Annotated in this window: 18 protein-coding genes; 8 read left to right on the forward strand and 10 right to left on the reverse strand. The window is 65.4% G+C overall.

The window, feature by feature from the left end; all coding sequences use genetic code 11:
• Positions 1 to 58: 58 nt before the first annotated feature.
• Positions 59 to 2,809 (forward strand): bifunctional acetate--CoA ligase family protein/GNAT family N-acetyltransferase, encoded by a 2,751-nt coding sequence (locus ACVWZM_RS18965; protein WP_456854223.1) that lies wholly within the window; start codon positions 59 to 61, stop codon positions 2,807 to 2,809.
• A 28-nt stretch (positions 2,810 to 2,837) separates the two neighbouring features.
• On the opposite strand, the gene ACVWZM_RS18970 is transcribed toward ACVWZM_RS18965, so the two are convergent.
• The 5 genes from ACVWZM_RS18970 to ACVWZM_RS18990 all read right to left on the reverse strand — a co-directional run bounded on the left by ACVWZM_RS18970 (position 2,838) and on the right by ACVWZM_RS18990 (position 7,421).
• Positions 2,838 to 3,623 (reverse strand): succinate dehydrogenase iron-sulfur subunit, encoded by a 786-nt coding sequence (locus ACVWZM_RS18970; protein WP_028337893.1) that lies wholly within the window; start codon positions 3,621 to 3,623, stop codon positions 2,838 to 2,840.
• A gap of 18 nt (positions 3,624 to 3,641) precedes the next feature.
• On the reverse strand, positions 3,642 to 5,480 hold the full coding sequence (sdhA, locus tag ACVWZM_RS18975) for a succinate dehydrogenase flavoprotein subunit (protein WP_057018135.1): 1,839 nt from the start codon (positions 5,478 to 5,480) through the stop codon (positions 3,642 to 3,644).
• Positions 5,481 to 5,483: 3 nt separating this feature from the next.
• Complete coding sequence (sdhD, locus tag ACVWZM_RS18980; protein WP_141341401.1) at positions 5,484 to 5,858, reverse strand: succinate dehydrogenase, hydrophobic membrane anchor protein; 375 nt, start codon at positions 5,856 to 5,858, stop codon at positions 5,484 to 5,486.
• Positions 5,859 to 5,872: 14 nt separating this feature from the next.
• Positions 5,873 to 6,271 carry a succinate dehydrogenase, cytochrome b556 subunit gene (sdhC, locus tag ACVWZM_RS18985; RefSeq protein ID WP_028337891.1) on the reverse strand — a complete coding sequence of 133 codons (399 nt, stop codon included), beginning with the start codon at positions 6,269 to 6,271 and terminating at the stop codon, positions 5,873 to 5,875.
• Between the two features lie 229 nt (positions 6,272 to 6,500).
• On the reverse strand, positions 6,501 to 7,421 hold the full coding sequence (locus ACVWZM_RS18990) for a LysR family transcriptional regulator (protein WP_456854225.1): 921 nt from the start codon (positions 7,419 to 7,421) through the stop codon (positions 6,501 to 6,503).
• Positions 7,422 to 7,525: 104 nt separating this feature from the next.
• Here ACVWZM_RS18990 and ACVWZM_RS18995 point away from each other — a divergent pair, with 104 nt between their 5' ends.
• Together ACVWZM_RS18995 and ACVWZM_RS19000 are read left to right on the forward strand one after the other, a co-directional pair.
• Positions 7,526 to 7,765, forward strand: coding sequence for a hypothetical protein (locus ACVWZM_RS18995; protein ID WP_456854227.1), 240 nt, complete (start codon positions 7,526 to 7,528; stop codon positions 7,763 to 7,765).
• Positions 7,766 to 7,778: 13 nt separating this feature from the next.
• A complete protein-coding gene (locus ACVWZM_RS19000; protein ID WP_456854229.1) occupies positions 7,779 to 8,639 on the forward strand; it encodes a sulfite exporter TauE/SafE family protein in 861 nt (286 codons plus the stop codon).
• Here the strand turns inward: ACVWZM_RS19000 and ACVWZM_RS19005 are convergent.
• Together ACVWZM_RS19005 and ACVWZM_RS19010 are read right to left on the reverse strand one after the other, a co-directional pair.
• Positions 8,617 to 9,090 carry a DUF3658 domain-containing protein gene (locus ACVWZM_RS19005; RefSeq protein WP_456854231.1) on the reverse strand — a complete coding sequence of 158 codons (474 nt, stop codon included), beginning with the start codon at positions 9,088 to 9,090 and terminating at the stop codon, positions 8,617 to 8,619. The genes ACVWZM_RS19000 and ACVWZM_RS19005 overlap by 23 nt on opposite strands.
• Positions 9,091 to 9,172: 82 nt before the next feature.
• Entirely contained in the window at positions 9,173 to 10,702 is a 1,530-nt protein-coding gene (locus ACVWZM_RS19010; protein ID WP_456854233.1) for a malonate--CoA ligase, read from the reverse strand.
• A gap of 86 nt (positions 10,703 to 10,788) precedes the next feature.
• Here ACVWZM_RS19010 and ACVWZM_RS19015 point away from each other — a divergent pair, with 86 nt between their 5' ends.
• A complete protein-coding gene (locus tag ACVWZM_RS19015) occupies positions 10,789 to 11,550 on the forward strand; it encodes an SDR family oxidoreductase (protein ID WP_057018142.1) in 762 nt (253 codons plus the stop codon).
• A 257-nt stretch (positions 11,551 to 11,807) separates the two neighbouring features.
• Here ACVWZM_RS19015 and ACVWZM_RS19020 read toward each other — a convergent pair whose 3' ends face one another.
• The gene (locus ACVWZM_RS19020; protein ID WP_456854235.1) at positions 11,808 to 12,812 is read right to left on the reverse strand and encodes an MFS transporter; all 1,005 of its coding nucleotides are present in this window, start codon (positions 12,810 to 12,812) and stop codon (positions 11,808 to 11,810) included.
• A 167-nt stretch (positions 12,813 to 12,979) separates the two neighbouring features.
• Here ACVWZM_RS19020 and ACVWZM_RS19025 point away from each other — a divergent pair, with 167 nt between their 5' ends.
• From ACVWZM_RS19025 to ACVWZM_RS19040, 4 genes are all read left to right on the forward strand, one after another.
• Positions 12,980 to 13,111: a hypothetical protein gene (locus tag ACVWZM_RS19025; protein ID WP_456854237.1), complete on the forward strand. Its 132-nt coding sequence runs from the start codon at positions 12,980 to 12,982 to the stop codon at positions 13,109 to 13,111.
• A 424-nt stretch (positions 13,112 to 13,535) separates the two neighbouring features.
• Positions 13,536 to 14,090 (forward strand): fasciclin domain-containing protein, encoded by a 555-nt coding sequence (locus tag ACVWZM_RS19030; RefSeq protein ID WP_057020966.1) that lies wholly within the window; start codon positions 13,536 to 13,538, stop codon positions 14,088 to 14,090.
• A gap of 180 nt (positions 14,091 to 14,270) precedes the next feature.
• Entirely contained in the window at positions 14,271 to 14,903 is a 633-nt protein-coding gene (locus tag ACVWZM_RS19035) for a cytochrome b/b6 domain-containing protein (protein WP_076834681.1), read from the forward strand.
• A gap of 10 nt (positions 14,904 to 14,913) precedes the next feature.
• Positions 14,914 to 15,699, forward strand: a complete 786-nt coding sequence (locus tag ACVWZM_RS19040; protein ID WP_057020964.1) for a molybdopterin-binding protein — start codon at positions 14,914 to 14,916, stop codon at positions 15,697 to 15,699.
• A gap of 98 nt (positions 15,700 to 15,797) precedes the next feature.
• Here the strand turns inward: ACVWZM_RS19040 and ACVWZM_RS19045 are convergent, their stop codons facing one another.
• On the reverse strand, positions 15,798 to 17,021 hold the full coding sequence (locus tag ACVWZM_RS19045; RefSeq protein ID WP_253588491.1) for a YbfB/YjiJ family MFS transporter: 1,224 nt from the start codon (positions 17,019 to 17,021) through the stop codon (positions 15,798 to 15,800).
• Positions 17,022 to 17,110: 89 nt separating this feature from the next.
• The gene (locus tag ACVWZM_RS19050) at positions 17,111 to 17,974 is read right to left on the reverse strand and encodes a DMT family transporter (protein WP_057020962.1); all 864 of its coding nucleotides are present in this window, start codon (positions 17,972 to 17,974) and stop codon (positions 17,111 to 17,113) included.
• Positions 17,975 to 18,200 lie beyond the last annotated feature (226 nt).

The following is an 18,200-nucleotide window of genomic DNA, read 5'->3' on the forward strand; positions in this document are numbered from 1 at the left end:
GAGTTGGTCGAGGGCGCATGAAGCGGGCGCCTCCGCGTGTTCCCTGCGAGACCATGCAATGTCGACGTACGGCCTGGAGCGGCTATTTTCGCCTCGAAGCATCGCAATCGTCGGCGGCAGCCCGCGTCCGTCGTCGCTCGGCGCGGCGGTGCTCAGGAACATCAGAGCGAGCGGCTTCACCGGCCGCGTCGGCGTCGTCAATCGGAACTATGCCGACGTCGATGGTGCGCCGACCGTTCCCGACCTGAAATCGCTGCCATTCGTTCCGGACCTCCTCGTCATCAGCGCACCGGCGGCTGCGGTTCCGGAGATCGTCGCGGAGGCGGCTTCGGCCGGCGTTGTCGGCGCGGCGATCCTGTCGGCCGGTCTCGGCCATGGCCCGGGCTCGCTCGCGGAGACCGCGGGGCAGACGGCGCGACGGCATGGCATGCGCCTGATCGGGCCGAATTGCCTCGGCGTCATGGTGCCGCGCGCCAAGCTCAATGCGAGCTTCGCCTCGCATCAGCCGTCCGACGGGCACGTTGCTCTGATCTCGCAGTCCGGCGCGGTCGCGTCGGCGATGATCGAATGGGCGGCGGAGCGGCGGCTCGGCTTCTCCGGCATCGCGTCGATCGGCGACCAGCTCGATGTCGACGTCGCCGACCTCCTGGATTATTTCGCGCTCGACGACCACACCAGCGCGATCCTGATCTATCTCGAAGCCGTCAAGGACGCGCGCAAGTTCATGTCGGCGGCGCGCGCCGCGGCGCGGCTGAAGCCGGTCGTCATCGTCAAGTCGGGACGGATGGAGCAGGGCGCCAAGGCCGCCGCGACCCACACCGGCGCGCTGGCCGGCTCCGATGCGGTCTACGACGCCGCATTCCGTCGCGCCGGCATGCTGCGCGTCTACGACCTGCGTCAGCTGTTCGATTGCGCCGAACTGCTTGGCCGCGGCTTCGTTCCGCGCGGCAACCGACTGGCGATCCTGACCAATGGCGGCGGGCTCGGCATCCTCGCGACCGACCGGCTGGCCGAGCTCGGCGGCGTTCCTGCGACACTGACGGCGGAGACCATCGAACGGCTCGACAAGGTGCTGCCGCCGGGCTGGTCCTATGCCAATCCGGTCGACATCGCGGGCGATGCCGATGCCGATCGCTACGTGGTGGCGCTCAGCGCACTGCTCGATGATGCGAACAGCGATGCGGTGCTGGTCGCGAATGTGGAAACCGCGGTTGCGCCGGCCCAAGGAATTGCAGAGGCGGTGGCGCAATGCGTCCGCGACCGCAGGACGAAGCGGAGTGCGGTCGCCGCACTGGTGCTCGCGGCCTGGGTCGGCGCCGACGAGCGCACCGGCGCGATCTTCGAGGCGGCACGGATTCCGCACTTCCCGACCGAGGACGATGCGGTGCGCGCCTTCATGTATCTGGTGCGCTATCGCGAGGCCTCGACCGCGCTCGCCGCAACCCCGCCTGGCGGCGCATCGGTGTTCACGCCGGAGACGGCGGCGGCGCGCCATGTCGTCGTGAACGCGCTGTCGGAAGGGCGCGCCTGGCTCGATCCGGCCGAGATCGTCGCCCTGTTCGCGGCCTATCGTATTCCGATCGCGACGACGCTCGTCGCCAACAGTGCCGAGGACGCTGCCGAGAAGGCGGCGCCGTTCCTCGCCGAGGGACATGCGATCGTGGTCAGGGTGTTCTCGCGCGACATCCGGCACGCCTCCGACGTCGGCGGCGTGATCCTCGACCTGCGCACGAAAGACAGCGTCGTTGAAGCTGCCCGGACCGTCATGGCGCGGGCACGAAGTGCCCGGCCCGATGCCATCCTGCAAGGCGTGACGATCCAGCCGATGATCGTGCGGCGCGCGGCGCGCGAACTGATCCTCGGCATCGCCGAAGATCCGACCTTCGGTCCGGTGATCGTGTTCGGGCGTGGCGGCCCCGCGGTCGAGGTGATCAACGACAAGGCGCTGGCGCTGCCGCCGCTCGACATGAATCTCGCTCGCGAACTGATCGGGCGCACCCGCGTCTCGCGGCTGCTCGGCGGCTATGGCGATGTGCCGGCGGTCCCGGCGGACGTCGTGCCGCTCACCCTCGTCAAGCTGGCGCAGATGGCGGCCGACATTCCCGAGGTCGCCGAGCTCGACATCAATCCGATGCTGGCGGACGAGAGCGGCGTGCTCGCGCTCGATGCGCGGGTCGCGATCCGCAAGCCGGCGCGGCTGTTTGCCGGCCACACCCGGCTCGCCGTCAGGCCCTATCCGTCGCAATGGGAAGGTGAGCTTGCGCTGCGCGACGGCTCGCGTGTCACGGTGCGCCCGATGCGGCCGGAAGACGAGCCGATGGTGAGCGAGTTCTTCAAGCGCGTCACCGCCGAAGACCTCAGGCTGCGCTTCTTCCATGCGATGAAGGAATTCTCGCACGCCTTCATCGCGCGCCTGACCCAGCTCGACTATGCGCGGGCGATGGCGTTTGTGGCGCTCGATCCGAACACCGGCGAGATGATGGGTGCGGTCCGGCTGCATTCGGACTCGCTGTACGAGAATGCCGAATACGCGATCCTGCTGCAGTCCGATCTCAAGGGCAAAGGGCTCGGCTGGGCGCTGATGCAGCTCCTGATCCACTATGCGCGGTCGGAGGGATTGAAGCGTCTGTCCGGCCAGGTGCTGACCGAGAACACCACGATGATCGGGATGTGCCGCGATCTCGGCTTCACCGTGACGATGGATCCGGACGATCACAGCATCGTCGATGTCGTACTCGACCTCGATCGATCCGGCGTCGATGCGGTCGGCGCCGATATCCTGATCCGGCCCGCTGCGGCTGGCCGCTGATAACAGCGCCAGCCGCGGCTGCAACGGATCAGATTTGGCGTTCGACCAGCTTGAACTTGAGCTCGGCGATCGCTTCGGAGGGGTTGAGGCCCTTCGGACACGCCTTGGCGCAGTTCATGATGGTGTGGCAGCGATAGAGGCGGAACGGATCCTCGAGATTGTCGAGCCGCTCGCCGGTCGCTTCGTCGCGGGAATCGGTGACCCAGCGGTTTGCCTGCAGCAGCGCGGCGGGGCCGAGGAAGCGCTCGCTGTTCCACCAGTAGCTCGGGCATGAGGTCGAGCAGCAGGCGCACAGGATGCACTCGTAGAGGCCGTCGAGCTTCTCGCGGTCCTCGTGGCTCTGCCTCCACTCCTTCTGCGGCGTCGGCGTCGTGGTCTTCAACCACGGCTCGATCGAGGCATATTGGGCGTAGAAATTGGTCAGGTCCGGAACCAGGTCCTTCACCACCGGCTGGTGCGGCAGCGGATTGACCTTCACCGCGCCGCCGGCACCGACGTCGTGCATCGACTTGGTGCAGGCCAGCGTGTTCTGGCCGTCGATGTTCATCGCGCAGGAGCCGCAGACGCCTTCGCGGCAGGAGCGGCGGAAGGTCAGCGTCGGGTCGATGTGGTTCTTGATCCAGATCAGGCCGTCCAGCACCATCGGACCGCAATCATTGGTGTCGACATGATAGGTGTCGACGCTCGGATTCTTGCCGTCGTCCGGGTTCCAGCGATACACCCGAAATTCGCGCGTCTCGGTGGCGCCGGCCGGCTTCGGCCAGGTCTTGCCGCCGGAAATCTTCGAATTCTTCGGAAGTGCGAATTCAACCATGCTTGCTCGCCTTCGTTCTCAGTAGACCCGCGCCTTCGGCGGGATGTACTGCACGTCATTGGTCATCGTGTAGCTGTGCACCGGACGGTACTCGATCGCGGTCTTGCCGGCCGGATCGATCCAGGTCAGCGTGTGCTTCATCCAGTCCTTGTCGTTGCGGTCCGGGAAGTCCTCGCGCGCATGCGCGCCGCGGCTTTCGGTGCGGTTCGCCGCCGAATCCATCGTCACGACCGCCTGCACGATCAGATTGTCGAATTCCAGCGTCTCGACCAGGTCGGAATTCCACACCAGCGAGCGGTCCGACACCGAGATGTCGCCGACGCCGCCATAGACCTTGTGGATCAGGTTCTGGCCTTCCTGCAGCACGTCGCCGGTGCGGAACACCGCGCAATTGTTCTGCATCACATGCTGCATGCTGTCGCGCAGCTTCGCAGTCGGCGTGCCGCCGGAGGCATGGCGGAAATGATCGAGCCGGCCGAGCGCGAGGTCGGCGGAATCCTTCGGCAGCTCCGGCTGCTTGGCGTTCGCGGTCAGCTTGTCGGCAAGGCGCAGCGCCGCGGCGCGGCCGAACACCACGAGGTCGATCAGCGAGTTGGAGCCGAGGCGGTTGGCGCCGTGCACCGAGACGCAGGCCGCTTCGCCGATCGCCATCAGGCCCGGCACCACCGAATTGTCGTCGCCATTGCGCTTGGTCAGCACCTCGGCGTGATAATTCGTGGCGATGCCGCCCATGTTGTAGTGCACGGTCGGCACGATCGGGATCGGCTCGCGGGTGACGTCGACATTGGCGAAGATCTTTGCCGATTCGGAGATGCCCGGCAGCCGCTCATGCAGCACCTTCGGATCGAGGTGGTCGAGGTGCAGGAAGATGTGGTCCTTCTTCTTGCCGACGCCGCGGCCTTCGCGGATTTCGATCGTCATCGCGCGCGAGACGACGTCGCGCGAGGCGAGGTCCTTGGCCGACGGCGCATAGCGCTCCATGAAGCGCTCGCCCTCGGAGTTGACGAGATAGCCGCCTTCGCCGCGGGCGCCTTCGGTGACGAGGCAGCCCGAGCCGTAGATGCCGGTCGGATGGAACTGGACGAATTCCATGTCCTGCAGCGGCAGGCCGGCGCGCAGCACCATGCCGCCGCCGTCGCCGGTGCAGGTGTGCGCCGAGGTGCAGGAGGCATAGGCGCGGCCATAGCCGCCGGTCGCCAGGATCGTGGTCTGGGCGCGGAAGCGATGCAGCGTGCCGTCATCGAGCTTGAGCGCGATGACGCCGCGGCAGACGCCCTGATCGTCCATGATCAGGTCGATGGCGAAGAACTCGATGAAGAACTCGGCCGAGTGGCGCAGCGACTGGCCGTACATCGTGTGCAGCATGGCGTGGCCGGTGCGGTCGGCGGCGGCGCAGGTGCGCTGTGCCTGGCTCTTGCCGAAGTCGATGGTCATGCCGCCGAACGGGCGCTGATAGATCTTGCCGTCCTCGGTGCGCGAGAACGGAACGCCCCAGTGCTCGAGCTCGTAGACCGCGTCGGGCGCGTTGCGCACCATGTATTCGATCGCGTCCTGGTCGCCGAGCCAGTCCGACCCCTTCACGGTGTCGTACATGTGCCAGCGCCAGTCGTCCTGATGCATGTTGCCGAGCGAGGCCGAGATGCCGCCCTGCGCCGCCACCGTGTGCGAGCGGGTCGGGAACACCTTGGTGATGCATGCGGTGCGCAGCCCGGCTTCCGAACAGCCGACCACTGCGCGCAGGCCCGCGCCGCCGGCGCCGACCACGACGACGTCGTAGGTGTGGTCCTGGATCGGGTAGGCCTTGCCGTTCGTGGCCGGGCCACCGTTGGTGGCCTTGCCGTTTCCTTCACCGGCCATGGATCAAACTCCCGACGACAATTTGAGGATTGCGTAGATCGAGGCCAATGCGACCGCGACGCAGAAGAAGTTGTTCGCCATCACGCTGGCGATCTTCAGCTTCTCGTTATGGATGTAGTCCTCGATCACGACCTGCATGCCGATCTTCATGTGCCAGGTGCTGGCGACGATGAAGAGCAGCAGGATGATGGCGATTGGGATCGAGCCGAGGATCTGCGCCGCGCCGGCATGGTTGCGGCCGATCAGCGTGATCACCACGACGATCACGGGAACGATCAGCAGCGTCATCGCAACCGCGGTGAGGCGCTGGCGCCAGAAATCGCCCGTGCCGGTGTGCGCGGAGCCGAGGCCGCGGACGCGCTCCAGCGGCGTGCGCATCGAGGAGGGGCCGCTCATCGTCCACCTCCCACGGCGTAGGCAATGATCCAGACCAAAACGGTCAACGCGATGCCGGCGACCAGCGCGCCCCAAGTCAGGGCTTCGCGCTCATTGGCCTTGAAGCCGTAGCCGAGGTCCCAGACGAAATGCCGGATGCCGCTGCAGAGATGGTGCATCAGCGCCCATGTGTAGCCGAACACGATCAGCTTGCCGATCGCGCTGCCGGTGAAGGCCTGGACGTTGGCGTAAGCCGAGGGGCCGGAGGCGGCGGCGATCAGCCACCAGGCCAGCAGCAGCGTGCCGAAATAGAGGGCCAGACCCGTGGCGCGGTGGACGATGGACAGCGCCATCGTCAGCGTCCACCGGTAGGTCTGCAAATGGGGTGAAAGCGGTCGTTCGATCCTGGCGGTCATCGGCGGGCTTTATGTTGTGAGGGACCGCGGCCGGCCCATCGGGGAACGCGGTAGAGGAGTTCTATTTACGGAGTCGGATCACCCCGCGCAACGGCCAAATAGCCTTCGGTCGAACCGAAGTTCATTGTTAGAGTTGCCGAATTCTGGTTGATCCGCAGTGTGGTATACCAGATGCAAGGTTGAGCGAACCAAGTAGTGAATTGAGATGTTCGAGGATCGATTGGCGCGCTCAGCTGCCCGCAAACGGGGGGCGCAAGGCGTCGATTTTGCCCCAGCGTTCCACCAGATAATCGACAAATGCCCTGATCTTAGGCGATGCGAGACGTGACGGCTGAAGCATCAGATGCAGCGGCGTCGGCGCCGGCTCATGGTCGATCAACAGGCGCGTCAGGCGACCGTCGGCGAGTTCGGACTGCACTTGCCAGGACGGCACGCGGACGATGCCGGCGCCCTCCCGCGCCGCGCTGACCAGCGCGTCGAGGCTATTCATCCAGAGCCGACCGGATATGCGGATTTTGCGACCCGTCTTGCTGCCGTCGGCAAAGCGCCACTCCGCGCTGCCGGGCGAATCGGAAAACACCAGGCAGTCATGCCCGGCAAGATCAACCGGTGTCTGCGGCGCGCCGCGCCGGGCCAGATAGTCCGGCGACGCGCACACGATCAGCTGCAGATCGGTGAGCTTGCGCGCCACGAGTTGCGAGTCGCGCAAGCGGCCGATGCGTATTGCCAGATGGATGTCCTCGTCGACCATATCGACGGCGCGGTCGACCAGCAGAAGGTCGACGGACAGCGCCGGATAGCGGCGCAGAAACTCGACCAGCAGCGGCGCGATCACGAGCCGACCGATCAGACTCGGCGAGCTGACGCGGATCCGTCCCGATGGCTGATGCGGGTCGCGCGCCAGCGCCGCCTCGATCTCCCTGATCTCGCCGAGGATCGATTTCGCGCGCTCGTAGAGGATGCGTCCGTCGTCGGTCAGCGCGAGCTGGCGGGTGGTACGCAGTAGCAGGCGGGTGCCGAAATGCTCCTCGAGCGCGCTGATCTGCCGGCTCACTGAGGTCAGCGAGCTTGGCAGCGCGCGCGCGGCCGCCGACAGGCTGCCGCTCTCGACCGCGCGGACAAAGGCCGCCATCGCCGCAAGCTGATCCAAGCCTGATCCTTCCGCATTTCGCAAGAGAGCCTGCTCATCTGCAGCAATACCCCCGTCTTTCAGAAGGGTCTAGCCTCACGGCTCCACGATTTGAGGAGTTCGACATGGCCTCAACGTCCATCCGTCCAACTTCGCTCGAGCGGCGCGGACGTGCCGGTGCCGACGATCCGGCCATCCTGCTTGTTTTCTCCTGCGTCGGACTGTTAATCGACGTGCTGACGTTGCCGATGCAGGGCGCGACGTCCTCGATCCCACTCCGCTTTGCCTTGATTGCGGTCGCTGCTCCCGTGGCAGCGTTGGTCGCACTGTGGTTGGCCGACCGCACCGAGGCAGGCGCCTCCTGACGATGCGAAGGACATGATGGCCGGCCTCGATCCCAAGGAATTGCTCGAACTTGCGCTGCTACTGATTGCGGTCGGGGCGCTGTCCGGCTTTCTCGCCGGCCTGTTCGGCATCGGCGGTGGCGCGATCCTGGTGCCGGTGTTCTACGAATGCTTCCGCCTCGCCGGCGTGCCGCTCGAGGTGCGGATGCGGCTGTGCATCGGTACCTCGCTCGCGATCATCATCCCGACATCGCTAAGCTCGTTCCGCGCCCATTATCGTCGCGGCGCGGTCGATATGGCGATCCTGAAGCGCTGGTGGCTGCCGATCGTGATCGGCGTTGCCGCCGGCAGCGTCACCGCGCGCTTTGCGCCGGAGCGGCTGTTCAAGATCGTGTTCGTGATGGTGGCGTGGTCGGCGGCCGCGCGATTGTTACTGGCGCGCGAGACCTGGAAGTTCGGCGACGACGTGCCGAAGGGCTTCCTGATGCGCGTCTATGGCTTCTTCGTCGGCCTGCTCTCGACGCTGATGGGCATCGGCGGCGGCCTGTTCGCCAATTTGCTGATGACCTTCTACGGCCGGCCGATCCATCAGGCAGTCGCGACGTCTTCCGCGCTCGCGGTGCTGATCTCGATCCCCGGTGCGCTGGGCTACGTCTATGCCGGCTGGCCCGCCGCCGCGCGCTTCCCCGACGTCGCCGCGCTGCAATTGCCGTTCGCGCTCGGTTACGTCTCGCTGATCGGTGCGCTGCTGGTAATGCCGACCACGCTGGTCACCGCGCCGCTCGGCGTCAAGGTCGCGCACGCGCTGTCGAAGCGGGCGCTGGAGGTGGCGTTCGGGGCCTATCTCTTCATTGTCGGCGGACGGTTCGTGATCAGCTTGCTGGGCGGGCACTGATCGGGATCGGCTCGTCCTTCAGCCGCACTTCGCTGTGACCCCACCGTCGGAGGTCTCCGACACCCTCGATCCGACCGGCGTGGGACAAGAATCGCAAGCGTGCTCCGATCATTTCAGGAGCTATTGGCAATTTCAGTTTCTCGCAGTCTGCCATCACGACCCCTATAATCATCGCGACCTTCTGCCATCGCGATGTCAGGGCCGACATGATGATGTCGTCGAGCGCAGCTTCCGTAGCGTCGCGGGGGAGACGCACGTCGCTCCACTTCAGTTCGGAGGTCGGGGGAGGCAGTTCTTCATGAAGCTCCAGCTTCATCAGGTCGCGAAACTGTTCGTAGAGCGGTAGCATCACCTGCCATTCCAGCTCGAGCAGGAGGTCATAAAGCGGGCCATCCAATTCAAGCCGCTCCTGTTTTCCGATCTCCGCAATCGCGACTCGAGCCTTCTTCATCGCCTCGTGCGCGATGACGAGTTGATCGTTAATCTGGATGCCTGCTCCCGCTCCATCTACCCCTCACGACGTTCTTGCGGCTTCATCCCTTTGCGTAGATATCCTTATACGTATCGCGCAAAATATTCTTCTGCACCTTGCCCATCGCGTTGCGCGGCAATTCCTCGACGACGAAGACGCGCTTCGGCATCTTGAACTTCGCCAGCCGTCCGTCGAGCGCCTTCAGCACCGCGGCCTCGCTGACATCGGCGCCCTTGGCGCAGACCAGAACGGCGGTGACGCCTTCGCCGAAATCGGCATGCGGCACGCCGATCACGGCTGACTCGATCACGCCGGGCATGGCGTCGATCTCGCTCTCGATCTCCTTCGGATAGACATTGAAGCCGCCCGAGATCACAAGATCCTTGCCGCGGCCGAGGATGTGGACATAGCCCTTGTCGTCGATCTTGCCGAGGTCGCCGGTGATGAAGAAGCCGTCGGCGCGGAATTCGGCCTTGGTCTTCTCCGGCATCCGCCAGTAGCCCTGGAACACGTTCGGGCCGTTGACCTCGATCATGCCGATGGTCTCCCGCGGAACCTCCTTGCCGGTCTCGGGATCGGTGACCCGCACCGAGACGCCGGGCAGCGCGAAGCCGACGGCGCCGGGTACGCGGTCGCCGTCATAGGGGTTGCTCGTGTTCATGTTGGTTTCGGTCATGCCGTAGCGCTCGAGCACGGCGTGGCCGGTGCGATCAGACCATTCGCGATGGGTGTCGGCGAGCAGCGGCGCCGAGCCCGAGATGAACAGCCGCATGTGCCCGGTGGCGTCCTTGTTCAGGCCGGGATTCTGCAGCAGGCGGGTATAGAAGGTAGGCACGCCCATCATCACGGTGGCGCGCGCCATCAGCTTGATGATCACGTCCGGATCGAACTTCGGCAGGAAGATCATCGAGGCGCGCGCAAACAGCGTCACGTTGCTGGCCACGAACAGGCCGTGGGTGTGATAGATCGGCAGCGCGTGGATCAGCACGTCCTTGTCGGTGAAGCGCCAGTAGTCGACCAGCGAGTACGAGTTCGAGGCCAGATTGTCGTGCGACAGCATCGCGCCCTTGGAGCGGCCGGTGGTGCCCGACGTGTAGAGGATCGCGGCGAGATCATTGTTGCCGCGCGGCACGGTGGCGAATTCCTTCGCCGCCTGGTCGGCGGCCTCGGTCAGCGAGCCGTTGCCGTTGGCACCGAGCGTCTCGACCTTGGCGCCTACCTTGGCGGCGATCGCCTTGATGCCGTCCTGCTTGGAAGGATCGCAGACCACCAGCGCCGGCTCGGCGTCGGTGATGAAGTATTCGAGCTCGTTCAGTGTATAGGCGGTGTTGAGCGGCAGATAGACGCCGCCGGCGCGCACGGTGGCGAGATACAGCACCAGGGCCGAAACCGATTTCTCGGTCTGCGCCGCGACGCGGTCGCCCGGCTTGACGCCGCGCTCGACCAGCACGTTCGCCATCTGGCCGGCGCGCGCGATCAGATCGCCATAGGAGATGCGGCTGCCGTCGAGCTGCTCGATCGCGAGCCGGCTGGGGTCGTCGAGGCCGTCGAACAGGCGGGAAAACAGGTTGGCGTTGGTGGTCGTGTTCATGCAAAGATTCCCCGAGGGGCGAAGGGCCGGAAGATTTCGGCTGGATTAGCAAAAACGCCCTTCAGAAAGCAACGGAGACAGTTTGCATGACAAATAATGGGAAACGCGTGGCCTGGGTTACCGGCGGCGGTACTGGAATCGGCGAATCCGGGGCGGAATTCCTGGCTGCGGACGGCTGGACGGTGGTGGTCTCCGGCCGCCGCAAGGAAGAGCTCGACCGCGTGGTGGCCAACATCACCAAAAAGGGCGGCAAGGCCGAGGCAATCCCGCTCGATGTCAGCAACAAGGCCGACGTCAACAAGGCCGCCGAGGCGATCGTCGGCAGGCACGACCGCATCGACCTCCTGGTTAACAGCGCCGGCATCAACGTGCCGAAGCGCAGCTGGGCCGACATGGAACTGGAAGGCTGGGACAAGCTCGTCGAGGTCAACCTCAACGGCGTGCTCTACTGCATGCGCGCGGTGCTGCCGACGATGCGCAAGCAGAAGGACGGCTGCATCATCAACGTCGCCTCCTGGGCCGGCCGCCACGTCTCGAAGATGCCGGGCCCGGCCTACACCACGACCAAGCACGCCGTGCTGGCGCTGACCCATTCCTTCAACATGGACGAATGCGTCAACGGCCTGCGCGCTTGCTGCCTGTCGCCGGGCGAGGTCGCGACCCCAATCCTGAAGCAGCGGCCGGTGGTGCCGAGCGAAGCCGAGCAGGCCAAGATGCTGCAGCCCGAGGATTGCGGCCGCACCATCGCCTTCGTCGCCAGCATGCCGGCACGGGTGTGCATGAACGAGATCCTGATCAGCCCGACCCACAACCGCGGCTTCATCCAGACGCCGGCGAACCGGGATTAGATGAGGTCCGTCTTCTCCTTCCCCCTGAAAGGGGGAAGGCCGGGATGGGGGTCAGCCGCAGGCTATGCTGTATGCGGAGAGCGCTGATCCCCACCCGCTTTGCTCTGCGAGCAAAGCGACCTCCCCTTTTCAAGGGGAGGTTGGAGCTCCGTAGCCCGGATGGAGCGAAGCGTAATCCGACGGTCTGCCCGCGGAGAGGCTGGTTCCGGATCTCGCTGCGCTTGATCCGGGCTACAAACGACGGAGTCCCGCGCGACTCACTCGATGATCTCGTTCAGCTCTTTCCCGGTATGCTCCGGCACGAACAGGAACACGCCGATCGCCATCGCGATCATCAGCACCGGGATGCAGAGGAACGACAGCGCGAACGAGCCGGTGTGCTGCTGAAGCGCGATCGAGACGAAGGGAAACAGCACGAAGCCGACGAAATAGGCGATCGCCCAGACCACGCCGTTGGCGGCGCCGCGGATGCGGGTCGGGAAGATCTCCGCGGTCAGCGTCGTGCTCGGCCCCCAGAAGCCGAGGAAGCCGAGACACCAGGCGAGCCCGAACGTCCATAGCAGCACGCGGTCTTCGGAATAGACCCAGAGCGTCATGAAGATCGCACCCTCGATCAGGGTGATGATGAAGGTGCGACGGCGGCCGATCTTGTCGATCAGCCAGCCCACCAAGCACAGTCCAAGGAAGCCGCAGAGCCCGTAGAACACGTAGAACAGGCTGTACTCGGCGGTCGACCAGTGCTTCTCGGTCGACAGATACAGCGGCATCCAGGCGCCGACCGTGCCGTAGATGCAGGTCGAGGCGCAGGCGACGAACAGCGCAACAAGCGTGGCGGGCAGCACGTCGGGCATGAACACCTGGCGGATGCCGACCGACTTGGCCTTGCCGAACCAGGCGCTGTCCTCGGCGCTGACCGTGCCGCCGCGCGCCAGCGTCTCCGAGATGCGCCGCTTGCGGTCCTGCGCGCGCACCCAATAGGGCGATTCCGGGCAGGTGGAGCGGATATAGATCGCAAGCAGCGCGATCACGCCGGGCACCATCACTGCGATGCGCCAGCCGAAATTGGCAGCCACGAGCCCGGTGATTGCGCCGGCGAGCGTGGCGCCGAGGCACCAGGCCGAGCGGGTGATGCTGATGACGCGGCCGCGCAGCCGGGCCGGCCAGGTCTCCGCGACCAGCATCGAGCCCAGCGACCATTCGCCGTTGAGCGCGAAGAACAATAGCGAGCGCGCGATCACGAACACCGCGAAGGTCGGCGACATCGCCGCGACCCGGCATCAGGAGCGAGAACAGCGCGATATTGACGGCGAGCAGCGTGCGGCGACCGTAGCGGTCGGCGAGCCATGGCCAGAAGTAAAGCCCCGCGATGCCGACGAACAGCGCGATCTGCATGCCGGAGCGGTACTCCGGCAGGCTCAGCGAAAATTCCTTGATCACCATCGGCGAGATCAGCGCGAAGATCACGCCGTCCATGCCGTCGAAGCCCCAGCCGAGCGCGTTGGCGGTGGCGATATGCCAATGCGTTTTCGTGATCTCGGTTGTGTCCGCAACCGCGCGGTAGTTGGCGTATTGCAGGTGCTTCTGCTCGAGCGGACCGATGTCGATACTTGCATCGTTCACCGCAGGTGCGGCGTGGCCGTCAGCCGTGATGCTGCTCATGATGCCTCCCCGCGGCCGCTTTCTGCGAAGCTGTGCCGCAACCTCAAGCTGAACCAATCAGCTGACTGCGGCAAGCAAATTGCTCGCGGCAGCGCACGCGTCCATTCCGCTGAATGGAATGCATGCCGGGCAGCGCGAGGCGTCGCGTGTACGCAGCGCGCGCCGGCCGGTTTCAACAATCACAAAGAATTATTTCCGGAAACCGTCCGGAAAGCCTGCCGTAGCTCAGCCAACGACGACGCACTGATCAACCAGCACGCGCCGTTGTTGCCCCTTCAACGCCGGCGAAGCCTCGCCGGTCGGCCTACTCATCGGGAGATGAAACCATGTCGAAGCGTATTGCCTATCTCGCCGCCGCCGCCTTCAGCGCGCTTGCGATCACCGCCACTGTCGTGGCGCCGGTCCGTGCCGAGGAAAAGACCGTGATGGTCGGCGGCGCCGCGATGTTCCCGTCGAAGAACATCGTGCAGAACGCCGTCAACTCGAAGGATCACACCACGCTCGTCGCCGCAGTGAAGGCTGCGGGCCTGGTCGGCACGCTGGAAGGCAAGGGCCCGTTCACGGTGTTCGCGCCGACCAATGCCGCGTTCGGCAAGCTGCCGGCCGGAACCGTCGACACCCTCGTCAAGCCCGAGAACAAGGCGACGCTGACCAAGATCCTCACCTACCATGTGGTGCCGGGCAAGCTCGAGGCCTCCGACCTCACCGACGGCAAGAAGCTGAAGACCGCCGAGGGCGAGGAGCTGACCGTCAAGAAGCAGGACGGCAAGGTCTGGATCGTCGATGCCAAGGGCGGCAGCTCGATGGTGACGATTTCCAACGTCAACCAGTCGAACGGCGTCATCCATGTGGTCGATACCGTGCTGATGCCGGCGACGTAACACCTGGCGGCCTGCTTTAGTCCCTCAAAGGACCCGCGACATAGCGAGCCGGCGCCTCGCCCGGCTCGCATTTTTGTGACCATGTGAAGCAGCCTATATCAAACTGATGATGCCTGACCCCGTAACGGAACGCCGGTTCCGGGCGTATAACCTGGTAACGATCACGAGCAGAGACATCCCATGACGAGCCTTGCCGTCAGCGACCACCAGGCAGAGACCGCGACGCCCGCGAAGGCGATCCAGCCGGTCTGGGTGCGCATGGTGCACTGGATCAACGCCTTCGCGATGATCCTGATGATCATGTCCGGCTGGCAGATCTACAACGCCTCGCCGCTATTTAGCTTCACCTTCTCGCGGAGCATTACGCTCGGCGGCTGGCTCGGCGGTGCGCTGCTCTGGCATTTCGCCGCGATGTGGCTGTTGATGGCCAACGGCTTGGTCTATCTGGCGCTGGGTTTCGCCACCGGCCGCTTCCGCAAGAAGCTGCTGCCGATCACCCCCGGCGGCGTGATTGCCGACACCAAGGCGGCGCTGGCCTTCAAGCTGTCGCATGACGATCTCAGCAAATACAATTCGGTGCAGAAGCTGCTCTATGCCGGCATCATCGTGGTCGGCGTCGTCATCGTGCTGTCCGGCCTGTCGATGTGGAAGCCGGTGCAGCTGCATTGGCTGGTGTCGCTGTTCGGCGGCTACGATTTCGCCCGCTACGTTCACTTCACCTGCATGGCGCTGATCGTCGCCTTCCTGGTGATCCATGTCGCGCTCGCGCTGCTGGTGCCGAAGAGCCTGCGCGCCATGATCATCGGACGCTAGGGAGGTAGTCATGGGTCGTCTCCGCAAGCTCCTGATCCCCGGTGTCGACAAGAAGCTGCTCGTGCGCGATGCGGTGAAGACGATGCCGGAGCTGACGCGCCGCCGCTTCATCACGGCGGGCACCAGCCTCGGCGCGCTGACGCTGCTCACCGGCTGCGATGTGGTCGATTCGTCGTCAGCCGAGGAAATGCTCAAGCAGGTCTCGAAGTTCAACGATGCGGTGCAGGCCTGGATGTTCAATCCGGATGCGCTGGCGCCGACCTTCCCCGAGAGCATGATCACCAAGCCGTTCCCGTTCAACGCCTATTACGATCTCGACGACGCGCCTGAGATTGCGGCAGCGGACTGGAAGCTCGAGGTGCGCGGGCTGGTCGAGAACAAGAAGTCGTGGACGCTCGACGAATTGTACAAGCTGCCGCAGGTCAAGCAGGTGACGCGGCATATCTGCGTCGAAGGCTGGAGCGCGATCGGCAGCTGGACCGGTACACCCTTGCGCGATTTCCTCAAGCTGGTCGGCGCCGACACCCGTGCCAAATATGTCTGGTTCCAGTGCGCCGACAAGGACGGCTACAACTCGCCGCTCGACATGCGCTCGGCGCTGCACCCGCAGACCCAGATGACGTTCAAATTCGGCGACGAGATCCTGCCGCGCGCCTACGGCTTTCCGATGAAGATCCGGGTCCCGACCAAGCTCGGCTTCAAGAACCCGAAATACGTGCTCTCGATGGAAGTCACCAACGACTACAAGGGCGGCTACTGGGAAGACCAGGGCTACAATTCGTTCAGCGGGAGCTAACTCGCTGTCGTCCCGGCCTAATGCGCAATTGCGCACGGGAGCCGGGACCCATACCCCGCGGCCGCGGGAATAGGTACGAGGGGAGACGCTCCCTTCCATCACAACCGCTTGTGGTTATGGGTCCGGCCTTCGCCGGGACGACGCTGGGAGGGGACCTTCCTCTGAAACGCCGACAGCAGCGCGCCGAGCGCGAGCATCGCGGCCGAGACGTTCAACGCGAATGACAGGCTGCCGACCGCGTCGGTGATGGCGCCGACCACGATCGGTCCGAGCGTCTGGCCGATGCCGAAGGCGATGGTCATCGCCGCGATCGCGGTCGGCCAGGATTGCGGCGGGTAGTTGAAACGCACGAAGGCGGTGGTCGAGCCGACCACGGCGAAGAAGGCGACGCCGAACACCAGCGCCGAGATCGCCAGCAGCAGCGGCGAATGCCCGAAGATCGGCAGGCTGGCGCCGAGCGCGTTGACGCCGAGGATGATGGTGGTGGCGAGCCCGCCGCGGTCGAGCGCCAGCACCCGCCCCCAGACCCAGGGCGTGACGAATGCGCTGACGCCGATCAGGCTCCAGAACGCGCTCTGTGCAGCTGCGCCGCCGCCGCCGTCCCGGACATAGGCGATCATGAAAGTCATGTAGGCGATGTAACCGGCGCCGAACAGAAAGTAGGCGGCGAGGTAGATCAGGACCGGCATGACAGCGAATTGGGTCCGCACGATACCGCCGGCGGCGGTGTTGGCGTGGAGCGGCGCCAGCATCAGCGGCACGGTCATGATCGCGGAAAGCAGCGTCATCGCCCACCACACGATCGACCACGAGCCGGCGCCGAAACCCTGCAGCACGAAGGGCGCGATCAATCCGGATGCCAAGATGCCGACGCCCGGCCCGGCATAGAACAGGCTGAGCAGGAAGTTCGCGCGTTCGGGTCGCGATTGCGCGATGGTTGCCGCAAGCGCGCCGCCGCCGACAAAGCCGATCGCGGCGGCGAAGCCGACCAGCAGGCGGGCAAAGCTCAGCACCACGAAATTGCCCGAGAGGGCGCAAAGCGCCAGCGACAGCGCGCAGGCCAGCGTCGACCAGCGCACCGACGCGGCAAGTCCGAAGCGTTCAATCAGGCGTGAGGCGAGCAGCGCGCCGACCAGATAGCCGGCGGCGTTGATCGTGTTCATGAAGCCGGCGGCCGAATAGGACCAGGCCAGCTGCTCGCGCATGTCGGGCAGCACCAGCGAATAGGCAAACCGGCCGATGCCGAGACCGACCGTCGGTGCGAGCGACAGAATAAGGATCAGCCGCGCGGCATGCGGGTAGGACGGGGCGGGGGCTCTCACAATTCACTCCGGCAATGCGGCCATTGTGACAGGCCGCGGCGGCGCTGCCCAGCGCCGATGCCCGCAACACTGTCTTGCGTATCAGGCAATCAGGCGATCAGGACCAGCGCGACGCCGATCACGGTCAGCAGGGTTCCGCCGACGATCCGCGCGGTGATCTCGACATGCTTGAGCACCACCGCGCTCATCACCACGGTGACCAGCGGATAGATCGCGGCGAGCGGCGCCACCAGCGTGATCGGGCCGTTGCGGACCGCGGCGAACAGGCTGAGCGCGCTGAGCCCGTTGCTGATCCCGGTCAGCGCGAACCAGAACCGGCCCTCGCGCGGCGCCTGCACCATGAAGCTGCCCTTGCGGACCCGTTGCACGGTCAGCACCACCAGCGAGGACATGACGTAGCCGACCAGGCAGGCCCATAGCGGGCTCGGCCAGATCGCAAGGCCGAGCTTGGCGATCGGCGGCACGATGCCGCGCACCAGCGCGCTGGTAAGCGGCAGCAGCAGCGCCCAGCTGCGCCAATGGCCGAGGTCGCGCGGCCTCGTCACGGTGATGATGGCGGCGCCCGCGACCGCGACGACGAGGCCGATGAGCTGCTGCGGCAGCAAGGGCTCGTGCAGCAGCACCACGGCGGCGGTGACCGCAAACAGCGGCGCCAGATTGCCCAGCGTCGAGGTGATGACCGGTCCCAGCGCCCGGTTTGACGCAAAGGTCAGGAGCGTCAGCGAGGCCGGGAAGAACAGCCCGATCGCCATGAAGATCGGCAGCGCACGCCAGACCACCGGCTCGCCATGCAGGATCAGCGGCGACAGCACCAGGAATAGCAGGGTGAAAGTGGGCACGCTGATCGCGGCGCCCGACAGCGGCTCGACGGTGCGCAGGCCAAGCTGCGCCAGCACCACCCCGGCGCCGAGGAAAATCGCCGAGGCGAAGGCGTAGACGATGGCTGCGGTCATGAGGTCCGTCTTGTTGGCTTCTGAAGGCGCGGGTTGCCCGTTGGGACCATTCTGGGCCGATCCGGGGTGCCTTGCCAATCCGGCTCCGGCGTTTTAGCACTCCGGCCGGATTTCCCCCGCTCGTCATGCCCGGGCTCGACCCGGGCATCCATCCATCTTCAGAGAGACCTTTCGAAGCGGGATGGATTGCCGGGTCATCTGTGCGAGGACGCGCTTCGCGCTCTTG

Source organism: Bradyrhizobium sp. USDA 4501 (genome assembly GCF_054062115.1).